Origin of the sequence: Kitasatospora sp. NPDC101176, from assembly GCF_044768035.1 — a bacterium.
In the GTDB taxonomy this organism is placed as follows: domain Bacteria; phylum Actinomycetota; class Actinomycetes; order Streptomycetales; family Streptomycetaceae; genus Kitasatospora.
Window position 1 is genome coordinate 150623 of the sequence record NZ_JBIWPA010000014.1, and the last position, 14964, is coordinate 165586.

19 protein-coding genes are annotated in these 14964 nt (G+C 74.4%); 5 read left to right on the top strand and 14 right to left on the bottom strand.

All coding sequences use genetic code 11. From position 1 onward, the window contains the following. Positions 1 to 181 precede the first annotated feature (181 nt). Together ACIRS1_RS20925 and ACIRS1_RS20930 are read left to right on the top strand one after the other, a co-directional pair. Positions 182 to 346 (top strand): hypothetical protein, encoded by a 165-nt coding sequence (locus ACIRS1_RS20925; protein ID WP_360213647.1) that lies wholly within the window; start codon positions 182 to 184, stop codon positions 344 to 346. A gap of 99 nt (positions 347 to 445) precedes the next feature. Then, on the top strand, positions 446 to 784 hold the full coding sequence (locus ACIRS1_RS20930) for a hypothetical protein (RefSeq protein WP_360213645.1): 339 nt from the start codon (positions 446 to 448) through the stop codon (positions 782 to 784). A gap of 131 nt (positions 785 to 915) precedes the next feature. Here ACIRS1_RS20930 and ACIRS1_RS20935 read toward each other — a convergent pair whose 3' ends face one another. The 6 genes from ACIRS1_RS20935 to ACIRS1_RS20960 form a co-directional block, all read right to left on the bottom strand. Continuing rightward, positions 916 to 1812 carry a hypothetical protein gene (locus ACIRS1_RS20935; RefSeq protein ID WP_402841912.1) on the bottom strand — a complete coding sequence of 299 codons (897 nt, stop codon included), beginning with the start codon at positions 1810 to 1812 and terminating at the stop codon, positions 916 to 918. Between the two features lie 36 nt (positions 1813 to 1848). After that, on the bottom strand, positions 1849 to 2133 hold the full coding sequence (locus ACIRS1_RS20940) for a DUF427 domain-containing protein (protein WP_360213641.1): 285 nt from the start codon (positions 2131 to 2133) through the stop codon (positions 1849 to 1851). Positions 2134 to 2212: 79 nt separating this feature from the next. Further along, positions 2213 to 2449, bottom strand: coding sequence for a DUF6296 family protein (locus ACIRS1_RS20945; RefSeq protein ID WP_360213639.1), 237 nt, complete (start codon positions 2447 to 2449; stop codon positions 2213 to 2215). Between the two features lie 55 nt (positions 2450 to 2504). Further along, positions 2505 to 2741: a DUF2277 domain-containing protein gene (locus tag ACIRS1_RS20950; RefSeq protein WP_360213637.1), complete on the bottom strand. Its 237-nt coding sequence runs from the start codon at positions 2739 to 2741 to the stop codon at positions 2505 to 2507. A gap of 45 nt (positions 2742 to 2786) precedes the next feature. Then, positions 2787 to 3326 carry a gamma carbonic anhydrase family protein gene (locus tag ACIRS1_RS20955; RefSeq protein WP_360213635.1) on the bottom strand — a complete coding sequence of 180 codons (540 nt, stop codon included), beginning with the start codon at positions 3324 to 3326 and terminating at the stop codon, positions 2787 to 2789. A 211-nt stretch (positions 3327 to 3537) separates the two neighbouring features. Further along, complete coding sequence (locus tag ACIRS1_RS20960; RefSeq protein ID WP_360220272.1) at positions 3538 to 4104, bottom strand: DJ-1/PfpI family protein; 567 nt, start codon at positions 4102 to 4104, stop codon at positions 3538 to 3540. A 259-nt stretch (positions 4105 to 4363) separates the two neighbouring features. Between ACIRS1_RS20960 and ACIRS1_RS20965 the strand changes: the two genes are divergently transcribed. Next, the gene (locus ACIRS1_RS20965; RefSeq protein ID WP_387904122.1) at positions 4364 to 4912 is read left to right on the top strand and encodes an RBBP9/YdeN family alpha/beta hydrolase; all 549 of its coding nucleotides are present in this window, start codon (positions 4364 to 4366) and stop codon (positions 4910 to 4912) included. A 19-nt stretch (positions 4913 to 4931) separates the two neighbouring features. Beyond that, complete coding sequence (locus ACIRS1_RS20970; protein WP_360220266.1) at positions 4932 to 5528, top strand: hypothetical protein; 597 nt, start codon at positions 4932 to 4934, stop codon at positions 5526 to 5528. Positions 5529 to 5603: 75 nt separating this feature from the next. On the opposite strand, the gene ACIRS1_RS20975 is transcribed toward ACIRS1_RS20970, so the two are convergent. The 7 genes from ACIRS1_RS20975 to map all read right to left on the bottom strand — a co-directional run bounded on the left by ACIRS1_RS20975 (position 5604) and on the right by map (position 12817). Beyond that, positions 5604 to 5900: a hypothetical protein gene (locus ACIRS1_RS20975; RefSeq protein ID WP_402841919.1), complete on the bottom strand. Its 297-nt coding sequence runs from the start codon at positions 5898 to 5900 to the stop codon at positions 5604 to 5606. Between the two features lie 115 nt (positions 5901 to 6015). After that, positions 6016 to 8229, bottom strand: a complete 2214-nt coding sequence (locus ACIRS1_RS20980; RefSeq protein ID WP_402841922.1) for a transglycosylase domain-containing protein — start codon at positions 8227 to 8229, stop codon at positions 6016 to 6018. A 250-nt stretch (positions 8230 to 8479) separates the two neighbouring features. Beyond that, on the bottom strand, positions 8480 to 9973 hold the full coding sequence (locus tag ACIRS1_RS20985) for an alpha/beta hydrolase (RefSeq protein ID WP_402841924.1): 1494 nt from the start codon (positions 9971 to 9973) through the stop codon (positions 8480 to 8482). 147 nt (positions 9974 to 10120) lie between these two features. Continuing rightward, complete coding sequence (locus tag ACIRS1_RS20990; RefSeq protein WP_360220255.1) at positions 10121 to 10546, bottom strand: acyl-CoA thioesterase; 426 nt, start codon at positions 10544 to 10546, stop codon at positions 10121 to 10123. Positions 10547 to 10627: 81 nt separating this feature from the next. After that, positions 10628 to 11320, bottom strand: coding sequence for an HAD-IA family hydrolase (locus ACIRS1_RS20995; protein WP_360220252.1), 693 nt, complete (start codon positions 11318 to 11320; stop codon positions 10628 to 10630). Positions 11321 to 11420: 100 nt separating this feature from the next. After that, a complete protein-coding gene (locus tag ACIRS1_RS21000; protein ID WP_360220249.1) occupies positions 11421 to 11918 on the bottom strand; it encodes a hypothetical protein in 498 nt (165 codons plus the stop codon). A 131-nt stretch (positions 11919 to 12049) separates the two neighbouring features. Further along, entirely contained in the window at positions 12050 to 12817 is a 768-nt protein-coding gene (gene map, locus ACIRS1_RS21005; RefSeq protein WP_360220246.1) for a type I methionyl aminopeptidase, read from the bottom strand. Positions 12818 to 12943: 126 nt separating this feature from the next. On the opposite strand from map, the gene ACIRS1_RS21010 reads away from it, so the two are divergent. Then, positions 12944 to 13213 carry a helix-turn-helix domain-containing protein gene (locus ACIRS1_RS21010; RefSeq protein WP_402841930.1) on the top strand — a complete coding sequence of 90 codons (270 nt, stop codon included), beginning with the start codon at positions 12944 to 12946 and terminating at the stop codon, positions 13211 to 13213. Between the two features lie 227 nt (positions 13214 to 13440). Here ACIRS1_RS21010 and ACIRS1_RS21015 read toward each other — a convergent pair whose 3' ends face one another. Beyond that, complete coding sequence (locus tag ACIRS1_RS21015) at positions 13441 to 14832, bottom strand: ABC transporter substrate-binding protein (RefSeq protein ID WP_402841933.1); 1392 nt, start codon at positions 14830 to 14832, stop codon at positions 13441 to 13443. Positions 14833 to 14964 lie beyond the last annotated feature (132 nt).

Genomic DNA, 14964 nt, shown 5'->3' on the forward strand with positions numbered 1-14964 from the left:
GACGGTCGGCGCTCCGCCGGGCCGCCGAGTCCGACCGGACGGCGCCCCCGCCGGGCCGCGGACCGGTCACCCGGCTGGCCCCGGCGGCGGGGTGGAGGCACGCTGGAGGGGAGGGACAGACCCGGCCGGGTGACGCCTGCGGTCAGGCGCGCCCGGGCCGGCCGATCGGACGGAGCCCGCGATGACCGACATGAGCGAACGGTTCGAGGTGAGCACCGACCGCGACGAGGACGTCCGCGCCGCGGATCCCGAGGAGGGCGTCACCTCGATGCAGAACCTGCACGCGCAGGAGACCTCCCAGGCGGAGGGCGAGCCCACTCCGGACGAGTGGGGCGTGGACGGCTGAACATCCGTGAGCAGCGGCCGCCCGGCGGGACCGGGCGGCCTTCGTGACCGCAGGTGTCGCTGCCCCGGCGGCGACCCACCGGCGGGGGAGGATAAGCGCATGACCGAACACGATCAAACCAGCGGGCAGACCCGACCGCCCGTCGACCCGCACACCACGTGGGCGACCTGGACCACCCAGTCGATCATCAGCGGGCCCGGCGGGGTCACCACCGCCGAGGTCGGCCCGATCTCCGGCGACCTCACCGTGCACACCACCTGGGTGGACGGCGAGGCCCGGCTGACCGTGCAGTACACCGGCGCACTGGACTGGTACACGGTGGCGGGAAGCCCGGTGGCGGCCGCCGACGAGATCACCGCCCGGGCGATCCACCAGGCCATGGTCAACGCCGTCAAGGCCGGCCGCGGCGCGGGCGCCCCGGGACCACCGGGGACCTGAGCCCGGCCGCTCTCCGGCCCACGCCCCCTCTCCGGGCCGGGCGTGGGCCGGCCTCCGCCCCGGGGCCCGCCGCTCCCCCGGCTCACCGGCCCCGCCGGCCCCGTCCGTCCGAGCCGTCGACGCCGTGGCCGTCAGCCCCCGTCGACCGCCTCGCCCTTGACCACCGGCGCCGCGGCGGCCCAGTAGCCGCGCTCCACCGGGCGGCGGGCGCGCAGGTCCGCGCGGACCTCGTCGGCCAGCCGGCGGGTGTCGCGCCGGTTCATGGTGGCGCCGATCCCCGCCCCCACCAGCAGCGGGGTCACCGACGGCAGCCGGCGCAACGAGCTGCGGGTCAGCCGGCGGCCGACCTGCTGGCGGACCTCCGCACCGACCGCCAAGGCGGCGAAGCCGGCCGGCCGGGCCAGCACCCCGGCGTCCACGCCCCGCCGGTTGGCCCAGGCCCCCAGGTAGGCCCCGGCGCGCTGCGCCCCGGAACCCGGCGCCCGGGCGCCGTAGACCTCGTGCAGCTCCGCGATCAGCTTGATCTCCACGGCCGCCACCGCGAGCGTCTCGGCCGCGATCTCCAGCGCCATCGCGGGCGGCACCGGCAGCATCGCCATCGCGCCCACGCCCGCGCCGAGTGCGCTGGAGGCCCGGACCGCACCGCTCACCAGCAGGTCGGCGAGCGCCTCGGGGTGGGCCGCATCGGGGTGCTGGGCCCGCAGGGTGGCGAGGTCGCGCACCGGGAGCCGGGGCGCGACCTGCACCAGCTGCTCGGTGAGCGCCCGGCCGCCCAGCGTTGCGCCCTTGGCCGCCGCCCTGCCTCCGCTGCCGAGCCGGCGCGCCGTCCTGGCCAGCAGGGCGCGGGCGCGGCCGCGCTCGGCCCGGTACTCGGCGACCTGCCAGTCCCCGAGGGGGCGCTCGGCGCCCTCGACCAGTTCGGCGAGCTCGCCCGCCAGGGCGCCCTCGGGAACGGCCTCCGGCCCCGGGACGGCGGGAGCGGCGGCCGGCTCGGGCTCCGAACGTCCGTTCTTTCGGAAGAGTGCCATGGGGGTCGGGTACCCCCTCCGCCCCACCGGTACGCGCTACTCGCTGATCTCCACCCCGCGCCAGAAGGCCACCCGGTCGCGCACCTGCTCGGCCTCCGGCTTCGGATCGGCGTAGAACCAGGCCGCGTCGGGGTTGGTCAGGCCGTCCACCTCCAGCGTGTAGTAGCCGGCCGTGCCCTTCCAGCCGCACACGGTGGTGGTGTCGGACGGGCGCAGGAACTCGCCACGGACCGAATCGGCCGGGAAGTAGTGGTTGCCCTCGACGACGATCGTCCGGTCGCTCTCGGCGACGACGGTGCCCTGCCAGCGCGCTGTGGTCATGGCAGCGATTCTGCCCCGGGCACCACCGCGCGCCGGGCGGTTCGGCGAAATCCGGCCGACGGACCTCCGCGTCGACGCGTCAGGGCAGCGGCTGTGCGTGCACCGGCAGGTGCGGCGTCTGGTGGCCGCCGCTGGCGAGCATCCGGACCTCCCCCGCGTCGCTGATCTCCGCGCGGACGATGCCGCTGGCGTCCTCGTACACGGGGTGTCCGCCGGGGCCCTTCCCGCTGGTGCGGGTGACCACGACGACGTCCTGCGGGGCCTGCGTGCCCGGGGTCCCGGGGAAGGTCAGCGCGTAACGGTCGGGTGGGTTCATCGCCATCTCCTGGTCCCGGCGGGCGGGCCCGCCGCTCGCCCGGCTGGGGCCTGTCCTACGCGGTGGCCTCGGCGGCCCGGGCGGGTGCGCCCCGGACCTCGAGTTCGGCGAGCAGCCTGGCGGTGGCCTCGGCGACGGCGTCCACCGCCCGGTCGAAGGCCTCGCGGTTGTGCGCCGCCGGGGCGCGGAACCCGGACACCTTGCGGACGTACTGCAGCGCGGCGGCCCGGAAGTCGGCCTCGTCGGCGTCGGGCGTCACCGGCGGTCGCAGCGTCTTGATGTTGCGGCACATGACCCCAGTCTCGCGTGTGGACGCCGGACTGGCGAGCCCCGGCCGTCAGCCCCCGGCGCCCCGGGGCTCGATCTCCCGGTGGGCCTCGGCCAGCAGCAGGTAGCCCAGGCCGTTGGACTTGATGCCGGCCCGCTCGTCCTCGGTCAGCTCCCGGCGGACCCTGGCCGGCACGCCCGCGACCAGGCAGCCCGGCGGCACCTGCATGCCCTGCGGCACCACCGCACCGGCCGCGACCAGCGACCCGGCGCCGATCCGGGCGCCGTTGAGCACGGTGGCGTTCATCCCGACCAGGGCATCGTCCTCGACCAGGCAACCGTGCAGCACCGCGTTGTGGCCGACCGAGATCCGCTCGCCGACCACCAGCGGGAACCCGGGATCGGCGTGCAGGGTGCAGTTGTCCTGGATGTTGCTGTCCCGGCCCACGGTGATGGACTCCGCGTCACCGCGCAGCACCGCGCCGTACCAGACGCCGGCGCCCGCGCCGATCGTCACGTCCCCCACCACGACCGCGTTCGGCGCGACGAAGGCGCCCGGGTCGACGGCGGGCACCCGGCCCCCGACTGCGGCGATCAACGGCTCTGCCATGGCGCGTCCTCCTGGTGGCGGTCGGCGGTTCCTGTCGGCGGTCAGCGTAGGGGTACGCACCGGCGCCGCCGTACGGGGCCCCCGTCGCGACCGCCCCCGCCTCGACCACCCGCGCCTCGACCACCCGCGCCCGGCCGCCGCGCCCCGGGCGGTTCCGGGGACGCGGCGGCCGGGGGCGGGCCCGGTCGGGCCGCAGCCGGACCGGGGCGGGTCAGGCCAGCGGCGCCTTGGTGCGCAGCACCTCGACGAAGGCCCGCAGCCAGGCCGGGTGGTCGGGCCAGGCACGCGCCGAGACGACCACGCCGTCGACGACCGCCTCACCGTCGACGTACTCGGCGCCGGCCGCCTTCACGTCCGGCTCCAGCGCCGGGTAGGCGGCGCTGCGGCGGCCGGACAGCACCCCGGCGGCCGCGGTGATCAGCGGGCCGTGGCAGATCTGCGCGACCGGCTTGTCCCCCTCGAAGAAGTGCCGGACGATCCGCTGCAGGTCCGGGTCGTTGCGCAGGTACTCGGGGGCGCGGCCGCCGGGGATGACCAGGGCCACGTAGTCGGCCGGGTCGACGTCGGCGAGGGCGAGGTCGGCGGGCCAGGTGTAACCGGGCTTCTCGGTGTAGGTGTCGTAGCCCTCGACGAAGTCGTGGACGACGAACTGCAGGCGCTTCTTCGTCGGGGCGGCGATGTCGACCTGGTAGCCCTCCTCGCGCAGCCGCTGGTACGGGTAGAACACCTCCAGCGACTCGGCGGCGTCCCCGGTGACGAGCAGGATCTTCGATGTCATCGCCGACATCCCTCCACATGATCGAACGACCGACCTGGCACGCCCCTCGGATGTCCCCACCCACCGTGGCGCCGGTCCAAACTCCCGCACCGGCACCTCCGTTGGCAACAGGGCGCACCGGGCGTGCTGCGGCGCGTGAGCGGCGGGGCACGCCGGGCATGGGTCGTGTGCGCCGGGTCACCGCCCCGCTGCGGCGGACGGCCGGGCGCGGCCTAGACTCCTGCTGCCCGCCACGACCGACCGCCTCCCGGGGGAGCCCATGCCGGACCGCACCACCTACCTCGTTCTGCCGGGCTACCAGAACTCCGGGCCGGAGCACTGGCAGAGCCGTTGGGAGGCCGCCGAGCCCGAGTCCTTCCGGCGGGTCGTCCAGGCGGACTGGGACCGGCCCGACCCGCAGGACTGGGTGGCCCGGGTGGACGCGGCGGTGGCCGGGGCCGCCGCCGACGGGGCGGTGGTGCTGGTGGCCCACAGCCTCGGCTGCATCGCGGTGGCCCGCTGGGCGGCCACCGCGCCGGCCGCACGGACCTCCGCCGTGCGGGGGGCGCTGCTGGTGGCTCCGGCCGACATCGACACCGCGGACGTCCCGGAGCTGGTGGGCTTCCGCCCGGTGGCGCTGGCGCCGATCCCGTTCCCGAGCGTGGTCGTGGCCAGCTCCGACGACCCGTGGGCCGCGCCCGAGCGGGCCCGGCGGTTCGCGCGGGCGTGGGGTGCCCGGTACGTCGAGCCGGGCGCGTTCGGGCACCTCAACTCGGAATCGGGGCTGGGTGACTGGCCGGAGGGCCGCGAACTGCTCGCGCAGCTGTGACACCTCGGACGGGGGGACGATGAGGAAACGGACACCGAAGGCCCGGCGGATCCTGGTCAGGCTGCTGGTGGCGGGCGGGGTGGCCGCCGTGCTGCTGTACACCGAGGGGCAGTGGGAGAGCCGGTCGGGCGGGCTGATGCTCGTCGCCGACCTGCTGAACCGGCCCGAGCTGTTACTCGGCGCGGCCCTGGCCGCACTGATCGCCGCCGCCTGGCTGGGGGACCGCCGCACCGCCCTGCGCACGGCCACCCGGACCGTGACGGTGACCGCCGGGGTGGTGTTCCTGCTCGGCGTACTGGCCGCGCACAAGGTCGCGGCGGCCGAGACCCGCAGCCGGGAGACCGCCCCGGCGAGGCCCGAACGGGCCCTGGTCGTGGTGCACCGCTCGTACGCGGCCACGGCGCGGACGGGCGACAGCTGGCAGGTGCTGCTGGAGTCCGGCGAGGGCTGGTCGGCGCGGCGCTGGTCGCTGCTCGAGATCGGCCGGGCCCCGGACGAGGCCCGGCTGGTGGAGGCCAGCTGGACGGGGCGGGACCAGATCACCGTGGTCACCGACTCGTACCGGCGCGTCTTCAACCTGGACCAGGACAGCGGCGAGCCCGTCGAGGCGCGGTAGGCGCCGGGGCGCCTCCGGCGGCTCGGCGCAGTCCGTCGGGCCGGTCCGGTCCCCCGGTCAGGCCCGGACGACGCCTCAGCGCAGTCCGGCGGCGTGCGAGAACAGGACCAGCAGCACCGCGTTTCCCGCCGCACCGGCGGCGGTGGCGGAGAGGAAGCGGCCCGCGGTGCCGTCCGGCAGCGGGTTGAGGACCAGCGCCGGCGGGAAGCCGGGCATCGTCCAGACCGCGGCCGCCCACCGGCCGGCCGTGCCGGTCGCGCTCCCGCCCGTGCGCAGTTCCCGGGCGGCGGCCAGCCCGATCGGCAGGCACCCGGCCAGGTAGCCGATCGAGGGCCAGAACACGGCCGGGACTCCGAGGATGCTGTGCGGCATGGCGCCATCGTGCGCCGTCGGACCGCGGCCCCGCATGAGTACGGGTACTCATGCGGGGCCGCGGGGTTCGCATCGCCTCGTTCACCGGCCGGCGGCGATCACCGGCCGCCGCCGTTCAGTGGTCCTCGGGGTCCTGCGGGGCGGCCGGCGCCGTCGGGGTGGCCGGCCCCGCCCGGCCCACCGGGCTGTTGGTGGAGCGCGGCTTCCCGCCGGACGTGCAGGTCGGACTGGTGGGCCCGCCGGGCGTGCTGCAGGCCGGGTCGCGCTTGGGCGGGTCCGGGATGTACACGGTCGGGAAGTCCTTCTCCGGCATGGTCCGGACGGCCTCCTCCATCGCCTGCTGCCAGATCGGGCCGGGGCCGGTCGCCCCGAACACCTCCTGCTGGTAGTGGCCGCCGATCCGGATGTTCTTCATCGGCACCTTGGTGCCCGGACTGCCGAGCCAGACCGAGGCGGCCAGGTTTCCGGTGTAGCCGGTGAACCAGGCGGACTTCTTCTCGTCCGTGGTCCCGGTCTTGCCGGCGATCTGGCGGCCGTCCTCCAGGCCGAGGTCCTTGGCGGTGCCCTTCTCCGTCACGCCGAGCAGCACGCTGTTGATCACGTCGGCGGTGCTCTGCGACATCACGTCGGAGCACTTGGCCGGGCTGACCGGAACGTCCTTGCCGTCCACGGTGGTGATCCGGTTGATCGCCAGCGGCGCGCAGTAGCTGCCGCGGGCGGCGAAGGTGGCGTACACATCGGCCATCACCAGCGGGCTCACCTCCTGCGTGCCGAGGCCGAGGGCGGGCACCTCCTGCAGCGGGTCGCCGCTCGCCTTCCCCGCCACGCCCAGCTTGTTGGCCATCTGCTTGACGGCGCAGAGGCCGATCTCCTGCTCCATCTGCACGAAGTAGGTGTTGACCGAGAGCGCCATCGCCTCCTTGAGCTCGTACGGGCCGACCTCGCGAGCGCTCTCGTTGGGGATGCTGCCCTCCTTCTTGCCCTTGCTGAGGTTCTTCCAGGTGCCGTCGCAGGTCTTCATCGTCGGCCAGTCCATGCGGTTCGGGGAGTCGTACCGCTGGGTGGGCGACAGGCCGGCCTCCAGGGCGGCGGCGGCCACGATCGGCTTGAAGTTGGAGCCGGGCTGGAAGCCGATGCCGCCGCCCATCGCCGCGTCCACGTTGTAGTTGACGACGGTCTCGTTCTTCTCCTTCGCGAGGCCGTAGGGGCGGGTCTGGGCCATCGCCAGGATCTTGCCGGTGCCGGGCTCGACCATCGTGATCGCCGCCGACACCGGGTCGGTGACGTACACCTGCTGGGAGACGGCGTTCTGGGCGGCGGCCTGCTTCTCCGGGTCCAGCGTGGTGTAGATGTTCAGGCCGCCCTGGTCCCAGAGCTTCTTGCGGTCGGCGGCGTTCTTGCCGAACACCGGGTCCTGCTTGACGACGTGGCGCACGTAGTCGCAGAAGAAGCCCATGCCGGCCTTGGCGGTGATGCAGCCGTTCTGCGGGTCCTTGTACTTCAGGCCGAGCGGGGCGGCCTTCGCCTCCCTGGCCTGGTCCGCGGTGATGTGCTTGTTCTCGACCATCTTGTCGAGGACGGTGTCGCGGCGCTTCTGGGCGGCCACCGGGTGCAGCTTCGGGTCGTACTGGGAGGGGTTCTGCACCAGCCCGGCGAGCATGGCCGCCTCGGGGAGGGTGAGGTCCTTGGCGTCCTTGCTGAAGTACCGCTGGGAGGCGGCCTCGATGCCGTACGCCTGGTGGCCGTAGAAGGTGATGTTGAGGTAGTTGGTGAGGATCTGCTCCTTGGTCAGGTCCTCCTCCAGCTTGATGGCGTACCGGAGTTCCTGGATCTTGCGGCCCAGGGTCTTGCGCTGCGCCTCCAGGACCGCGACCGGGTCGTCCCCCGCCTTCTCCACGTTCACGTTCTTCACGTACTGCTGGGTCAGCGTCGACGCGCCCTGCACGGCCGCGCCGCTCTCGGCGTTCTTGGTGACCGCCCGCAGGATGCCCTTGAGGTCGACGGCGCCGTGCTCGTAGAACCGGGCGTCCTCGATGTCCACCTGTGCCTGACGGATCAGCGGCGACATCTGCTCGGCCGGGATGACCGTGCGGTCGCGCTCGTAGACCTTGGCGATCAGGCCGCCCTTGGCGTCGTAGATCTGCGTCGCCTGGGTCAGCGGAGGGGTCTTGAAGTCGTCGGGGATGCTCTCGAAGCTCTCGGCGCCGCTCTTCGCGCCCAGTCCGACCGCGCCGGCCGCGGGGAGGACCAGGCCGGCCAGCAGCACCCCGCCGAGGGTGCAGCTGCCGAGGAAGGTGACCGTGTGGCCCAGGAATCCGAGGGGGGTCACACGGCGCCGGGGGCGCGGCACCCAGGTGTCGCCCGCGTCCGGGGCAGGTATGCGACTCTTCCGTGACATAGCTGGAACACTACGGCCGCGAATCGCCTGCGAGGGCGGGGTGTTGGCCAACCTTTGTCACAAATCCGCCACAGATTCGGCTCATTCCAGTCGGTCGCACGGGCGGTCGCGCCGGGGCAAGGGCCGTTCGTCCACGGTCCGTCACCCCGGCACCGCCGCAGTGCGGTCCGGCCCGGCCCGGTCAGCCCGCCGGGCAGGAGGTGTCCCCGGCCGGTCGACGGCCGGTGACCAGGAAGTCCGTCACCACCGCGTCACCGCAGGCGTTCCCGTTCGCCACGTACACGTCGTGGCCGCCGGAGTCCACCGTGACCATCCGGGCCCGCTCCCCCAGCGCGGCGCGCAGCCGGAGCGCGCCCCGGTACGGGGTGGCCGGGTCGCGCAGGTTCTGCGCCAGCAGGACGTTCGCCGGGCCCCGGTCGGTCACCCGCACCGGCGGCTCGGCGGGCGCGAACGGCCAGAAGGCGCAGGGCATGGCGTTCACCGGCATGCCCGCGGTCAGTGGCCGGGCGGCGCGCTCGGCGGCCACGTCCTCGGCGAGGGCGGCCGGGTCGGCGGGCCAGGAGACGTCGTTGCAGAGCGTGCCCACGGAGACCGCGATGGTGTTCTGCAGCACCTGCTCGGGCGGCGCCACGGGGGCGGGCAGCGGCCGGCGGCCCAGGCCCGCCAGCACCAGCCGGGCCAGACCGGGGAACCTGGCGTCCGCGTACAGGCTCTCCAGCATCGTCTCGCGCAGCACGTTGCCGTTCAGTTCGGCCGGGTTGGCGCCCGGCCAGGGCAGCGGTGCGGCGTCCAGGCGGGCTGCGAGGTCCAGGAAGAGCGGGCGGACCTCCACCGGGGTGTCCGCCAGGCGGTCCGGGTTCCCGGGGGCCGACGCCCACCTGGCGAAGTCCGGGAAGCGGTCCTCGGCGCCCTGGCCGAAGGCGGCCAGCCAGCCGCGCCCCACCCGCGCCGGGTCCGGGTCGTCGTTGCTGTCCAGCACGATCCGGTCGGTGCGCCCGGGGAACAGGGTGGCGTACACCGCCCCCGCGTACGTGCCGTAGGAGGTGCCCCAGGCGGAGAGCCGGCGCTCGCCGAGGGCCTCCCGGATCCGGTCGATGTCCCGGGCCTCGTTGCGGGTGGAGATGCTGCGCAGCACCGGGCCGCCGTTGCGGGCGCAGGTCTCGGCGACCCTGCGGGCGGTGGCCAGGTTCCCGTCGACGGAGCCGTCCGCGGCCGGCCACGGGCGCAGCTTCACCATGGCGAGGTCGTCGTGCTCCAGGCCGCAGTTGACCGGGGTGGAGCGGCCCACCCCGCGCGGGTCGAAGCCGACCAGGTCGTAGCGGTCCAGGACGGACTGCGGCAGGCGCTTCACCGCACTGCTCGGGACGTCGACGCCGGAACCGCCCGGCCCGCCCGGCACGGTCAGCAGCACGCCCCGGCGCAGGCCCGGCTTCGCCGACGCGATCCGGGAGACGGCGAGGGTGATCCGCTCGCCCTCCGGGTGGGCGTAGTCCAGCGGGACGCTGACGGTGGCGCACTGCTGGCGGGGATCGGCGCCGCCCTGGCAGGACGTCCAGGCGAGGCGGTCCCGCCCCGCGGTCTCCGGGCCCGCCGCGGCCGGCTGGGCGACCAGGGCGGTGACGGCGAGGGCGGCGGCCGCGGTGGCGGCGGCGAGGGTGCGGTTGATGTTCGGCATGCCGGGAAGTCTGCTGCGCCGGGGGCGGCCGGCCCATCCGGGCAGCGGGCCGGTCGGGGGTGGGGCAATCCCCCGGCCCGGCACCGCTCCTGGCGGACTGTCAGGCACGCGCGAGCACCGCGGATCGGGGCACGCGCCGCCGGGGGTTCAGAGGCCGAGCAGCTTCGGTTCGGCGGCCAGCGCGCGCAGCGGCTCGCGCGGGTCGGCGACCAGGCGGCGCTCGGCGAGGTCCAGGATGCCGCCGACCCCGGTCACCTCGGCGGCGAGCACGCCGTCCGCCCGGGTCAGGCGCTGCACCACCTGGAAGGTCTTGCCGCCCCGCCAGACGAACGCGCAGCTCACGTCCACCGCGTCACCCGCGCGCAGCTCCCGCAGGTACTTGACCGTGGTCTCCAGCACGACCGGGCCCACCCCCTTGGCCACCAGTTCGGCCTGCCGGATGCCGGCCGCCTGCAGGTACTCCCAGCGGGCGTGCTCGGCGTACTGGAGGTAGACCGCCTGGTTGAGGTGGCCCTGGGCGTCGGTCTCGTACCCGCGGACGGTGATCCGCGTCGTGAAGTCCTGATCGGTCATGCCCCGCACGCTACTCCGGGCGTCCGGGCGCCGGGCTGTGACCTGCGTCGCGTCGCGCCGGGACGCCCGTCCGGGGCGCGGTCAGGCGAACCGGTCGAGCAGCGGGGTGAGACCGGCCGGGCGCTGCTCGACCGGCAGGTGCTCCACCGGGTGGAAACCGCAGCCGAGGGCGGTCGCGCCGCCGTCGCAGGTGCGGTCGTCGCCGACCATCAGCACCTCGGCCGGGGCCAGGCCGAGGTGCTCGCAGGCGGCCTCGAAGATCGCCGGATCGGGCTTCTGGACGCCGAGCTCGAAGGAGAGCACGTAGGCGTCGACGAGGCCGTCCAGCCCGTGGGCCCGGAAGACCGGCCGCAGGTCCCAGCCGATGTTGCTGACGACCGCGACCGGCACGCCCCGGCGGCGCAGTTCGCGCAGCACCGGCGCGGTGTCCGGGTACGGGCGCCAGCTCTCCGGCGCCATGTGGGTGTCGTAGAGCGCGTCGACGTCGAGGGCCGCGGGCGGCTCCGCCGCGCGGGTGAGCGCGGTGTACGCGGCACGGTGCCGTTCGGGCGTGAGGTCGCGGGTGCGCCAGGCCTCCGCGACCTCCGCGGGGACGTGGCGGGGCGGCACTCCGCCGGGCAGGGCCCCGAACTCCTCCAGCCGCCCCAGCAGTTCGGCGCGTTCGCGGGCGTTCAGCGCCGGGCCGGCGGCGGCGGTGAAGGCGTCAAGCCATTGGGCGGTCGAGGCGACCCGGAAGAGGGTGCCGGAGAAGTCGAACATCACACCTTTGGTCACGCCGCCGAGCCTACCGGGCACCCCGGCGGGGCCACCGGGTGGCCGGAAGCCGGGTGCCCGGCTTCCGGCCACCCGCGCCCCGCGCCGAGGCGCGGGCCGGTCAGCTGTGGCAGTAGTCCACGTTGCCCTGGCCCGCGCCGTAGGTGTTGCTCGCCCAGGCGGCACCGCCGTTGGTCTTGTAGAAGACGAAGTTGCCGTCGTCCTGGATCCTGGCCCGCCCGCCCGGCGCGGAGTTGGTCGCGCCGATGGTGCAGAGGTGGTGCCCGAAGTCGTCGATCAGGATGATGTAGCCGCTCTGCGACCAGTCGACCTGGGTGGGGATGTAGTTGCCCCAGTAGGTGCCGCTCGCCCAGAGCGCCTGCCCGCCGTAGTAGAGCACCAGGTTGCCGTCGCACTGGAACGTCAGCCTGGTGTTACCGGAGATGCGGGACTCCCCGCAGCGCCAGTTGGGCTGGCTGAGCGTGAAGTTGGCCGCGGTGGTGTCCGCGACGGCCGCGGTGGCCGTCAGGCCGAGGGCCGTCGCCGCCGCGCCGACGACCAGGGCGGCGCGGGAGGCGGTTCGCCGGATCGACGATCCCTTGAACGTGCTGAGCTTCATGCCGGAATGCCTTCCGATCGAGGACCAGTTCGTTGGATCGAGCGCGCCAACTGTAGTCACACGGAAGGTTCGTGACGAACAATTATTTCCGGTCGCGACGGGCTTCCGGGCCCCGGCCGGGCCCCACGGGATCAACGGACGGTGAGGATGCGCGGCCCGTCCTCGGTGATGGCGACGGTGTGCTCGACGTGGGCGGCCCGGCTGCCGTCGTTGGTGCGCAGCGTCCAGCCGTCCGGGTCGGTGCCGTAGTCGTCCCGGCCGCCGGCGATGAGCATCGGTTCGATGGCCAGCACCAGGCCGGGCCGCAGCGGGTAGCCCCGGCCCGGGCGGCCCTCGTTGGGGACGTGCGGGTCCTCGTGCATGCGGCGCCCGATGCCGTGGCCGCCGAAGCCCTCCAGCAGTCCGTAGCGGCCGGCCCGGGCGACGGCGCCGATGGCGTGCCCGATGTCGCCGGTGCGGTTGCCGACCACGGCGGCGGCGATCCCGGCGGCCAGGGCCCGCCGGGCGGTCTCGATCAGGGCGGTGTCCTCGGGGCGGGCGGTGCCGACGGTGAAGCTGACGGCGGCGTCCCCGGCCCAGCCGTCCAGGACGGCGCCGCAGTCGATGCTCACCAGGTCCCCGTCGCGCAGCCGGTAGCCGTCCGGGACGCCGTGCACGACGGCGTCGTTCACGGAGGCACAGATGACGGCGGGGAAGGGCACCGGCGCGAAGTCGGGGCGGTAGCCCAGGAACGGCGAGGTGGCCCCGGCGGCCCGCAGCACCCCGCGTGCCACCTCGTCCAGGTCCAGCAGGCTGACGCCCTCCGCCGCCGCGGCCTCGACCGCGGCGAGGGCGTCGGCGACGACCCGCCCGGCCTCCCGCATGGCCTCCAGGGCGGCGTCCGTCTTGATTTCGACCATGGTGATGCGACTCCCCTTGCTCCAATTCTTATACCGGTATTTCTATCACGGCCTGGCGGCCCCTGGACACCGGCCCGAAGGGGCCGGGCCCGCGGGGGCCGCCGGCGAGGGCCTAGAATCGGCGGCATGGTGAGGACTCCGCTGACCCCGTGGGAGCGCGAGCGCGGCGAGCGCTTCGGCGCGCTGCTGCGCGGGGCGCGTGGCGCGCGCAGCATGGTCGAGGTGGCTGCCGTGGCCGGAGTCTCGGCGGAGACGCTGCGCAAGATCGAGACCGGCCGGGCGCCGACCCCGTCGTTCTTCACCATCGCGGCGCTGGCGTTCGCGCTGGACCTCTCCCTCGACGAGCTCGCCGCGGCGTGCGTGCTGCCCGGGGGCGGCGAGGCACTGTCGGCCTGACGCCCGACGGCCGGTGCGCGAAGGAGTGCGCGGCGCACGGACCACGACGGCCGAGGCGTGACGGCCGACGCACGGCGTTCGACCCACGACGGCTGCCCCATGACGGCTGCCCCACGGCGGCTGACGCACGACGGCCGGCCCACGGCGTTCGACGCACGAAGGCTGGCGCACGACGGCCCGCGCGGGCGGTGGTGCCGCGCCGGGCGGGCCGTCGTGGGGCGGCCGGGTCAGCCGACCGAGCTGTTGTAGCTCTCGATCGCGGGCTGGAGCTCCTTGGCCGCGTCGGTGAGCGCCTGCTGGGCGCTCTTCGAGCCGGCGATGGTCTGCTCGATGGCGGTCTCCACGCCCTTGCGGGCCTGCGGCATCACGCCGAGCAGACAACCGGCCGTGGCCGGGGACGGCTTGGTCGCCTTGAGCTGGTCGATGGCGGTCTGGAACTGCGGGTACTTGGCCACCCACTCCTTGTCCTTGGGGTCGTCCAGGGACTTGCGGTTGACCGGGAAGTAACCCGTCCCGGTGTGCCAGACGGCCTGCTGCTCCGGCGCGGTGAGGAACTTCTCGAACTCCCAGGCCGCGCGCTTCTCGGCGTCGGAGTGGCCGGGGCCGCTGATCCACAGCGAGGCGCCGCCGATCACCGGGCCGCCCTGGTCGGTGGCGGCGACCTTGGGGAACGCGGCCGTGCCGACGGTGAACTTGGCGGCCTCGGTGTAGCCGCGCAGCACGCCGGTGGACTCCAGGTGCATGGCGACGGTGCCGGCCTTGAAGGCGGCCTGCGCGTCGTCCGTGGTGCGGCCGGTGTTGGCCGCGTAGCCGCCCTTCACCAGGTCGGCCCACCACTGGACGATCTGCGCGCCCTGGGCGGAGTCGAAGACCGCCTTGCCCGCCTTGCTGCCACGGCCGTTGTCCTGGTCGCAGTACATGGTGCCGGACTCGGCGAGCAGCTGCTCGACGAACCAGCCGTAGATCGCGGCACCGAAGCCGTAGCGGACGGTCTTGCCGTCGGCGTCCTTCTTGGTCAGCTTCTTCGCCAGCTCGCCGAGCTCGGCGAGGTCCTTGGGCGGCTGGGCCGGGTCGAGGCCGGCCTCCTTGAAGGCGTCGGTGTTGAGGTAGAGCAGCGGCATGGAGGAGTTGAAGGGCATCGAGACGAGCTTGCCGCCGACCGAGTAGTAGTTGCGGATGTTCGCGTCGAGGTCGTCCAGCGGGTAGCCGTCCTTGTCGGCGAAGGCCTGGGCCGGGACGGTCTGCTTGGAGTCGATCATGAACCGGGTGCCGATGTCGTAGACCTGCACCAGCGCCGGGGTGCCCTTCTGCTGCACCGCCGCCTTGTACTTGGCGACCAGGTCGTCGTACTTGCCCTGGAACTGCGCCTTGATCTCGATCTTGCCCTGGTGGGCCGCGTTGAACTGGCCGACCAGGCCGGTGAGGACCTCGGCGTTCTTGCCGGTCATCGAGTGCCAGAACTCGACGCCGGTGACACCGGTGGCCTGGTCGAGCGCCTGGGCGCCGGGGGCGGCGTCGGAGGAGCCGCCGGAGCCGGCGGTGGAGTCGCCGGAGCTGCAGGCGGTCAGGGTCAGGCCGGCCACCAGCAGGGCCGCGAGCGCGCGGGCACTCTTGTTCACGGGGTTCTCTCTCTGTCGGGAGGGACGGACGCGGACGGACGGGACGGGCGGCGGGAGCCGGCACCCGCGGTGCGAGGAGCGTCGTGCGAGGTGCGCGGTGCTCGGTGCCCGGTACGGGAGCGACGGGCCGGA

Coding starts and splice junctions, on each gene's coding strand:
- ACIRS1_RS21000 (WP_360220249.1), bottom strand. CDS start 11,918: ATGAAGCTCAGCACGTTCAAGGGATCGTCGATCCGGCGAACCGCCTCC.
- ACIRS1_RS20925 (WP_360213647.1), top strand. CDS start 182: ATGACCGACATGAGCGAACGGTTCGAGGTGAGCACCGACCGCGACGAG.
- ACIRS1_RS21010 (WP_402841930.1), top strand. CDS start 12,944: ATGGTGAGGACTCCGCTGACCCCGTGGGAGCGCGAGCGCGGCGAGCGC.
- ACIRS1_RS20955 (WP_360213635.1), bottom strand. CDS start 3,326: ATGGCAGAGCCGTTGATCGCCGCAGTCGGGGGCCGGGTGCCCGCCGTC.
- ACIRS1_RS20960 (WP_360220272.1), bottom strand. CDS start 4,104: ATGACATCGAAGATCCTGCTCGTCACCGGGGACGCCGCCGAGTCGCTG.
- ACIRS1_RS20985 (WP_402841924.1), bottom strand. CDS start 9,973: ATGCCGAACATCAACCGCACCCTCGCCGCCGCCACCGCGGCCGCCGCC.
- map (WP_360220246.1), bottom strand. CDS start 12,817: ATGGTCGAAATCAAGACGGACGCCGCCCTGGAGGCCATGCGGGAGGCC.
- ACIRS1_RS20935 (WP_402841912.1), bottom strand. CDS start 1,812: ATGGCACTCTTCCGAAAGAACGGACGTTCGGAGCCCGAGCCGGCCGCC.
- ACIRS1_RS20950 (WP_360213637.1), bottom strand. CDS start 2,741: ATGTGCCGCAACATCAAGACGCTGCGACCGCCGGTGACGCCCGACGCC.
- ACIRS1_RS20965 (WP_387904122.1), top strand. CDS start 4,364: ATGCCGGACCGCACCACCTACCTCGTTCTGCCGGGCTACCAGAACTCC.
- ACIRS1_RS20945 (WP_360213639.1), bottom strand. CDS start 2,449: ATGAACCCACCCGACCGTTACGCGCTGACCTTCCCCGGGACCCCGGGC.
- ACIRS1_RS20975 (WP_402841919.1), bottom strand. CDS start 5,900: ATGCCGCACAGCATCCTCGGAGTCCCGGCCGTGTTCTGGCCCTCGATC.
- ACIRS1_RS20970 (WP_360220266.1), top strand. CDS start 4,932: ATGAGGAAACGGACACCGAAGGCCCGGCGGATCCTGGTCAGGCTGCTG.
- ACIRS1_RS20990 (WP_360220255.1), bottom strand. CDS start 10,546: ATGACCGATCAGGACTTCACGACGCGGATCACCGTCCGCGGGTACGAG.
- ACIRS1_RS20930 (WP_360213645.1), top strand. CDS start 446: ATGACCGAACACGATCAAACCAGCGGGCAGACCCGACCGCCCGTCGAC.
- ACIRS1_RS20940 (WP_360213641.1), bottom strand. CDS start 2,133: ATGACCACAGCGCGCTGGCAGGGCACCGTCGTCGCCGAGAGCGACCGG.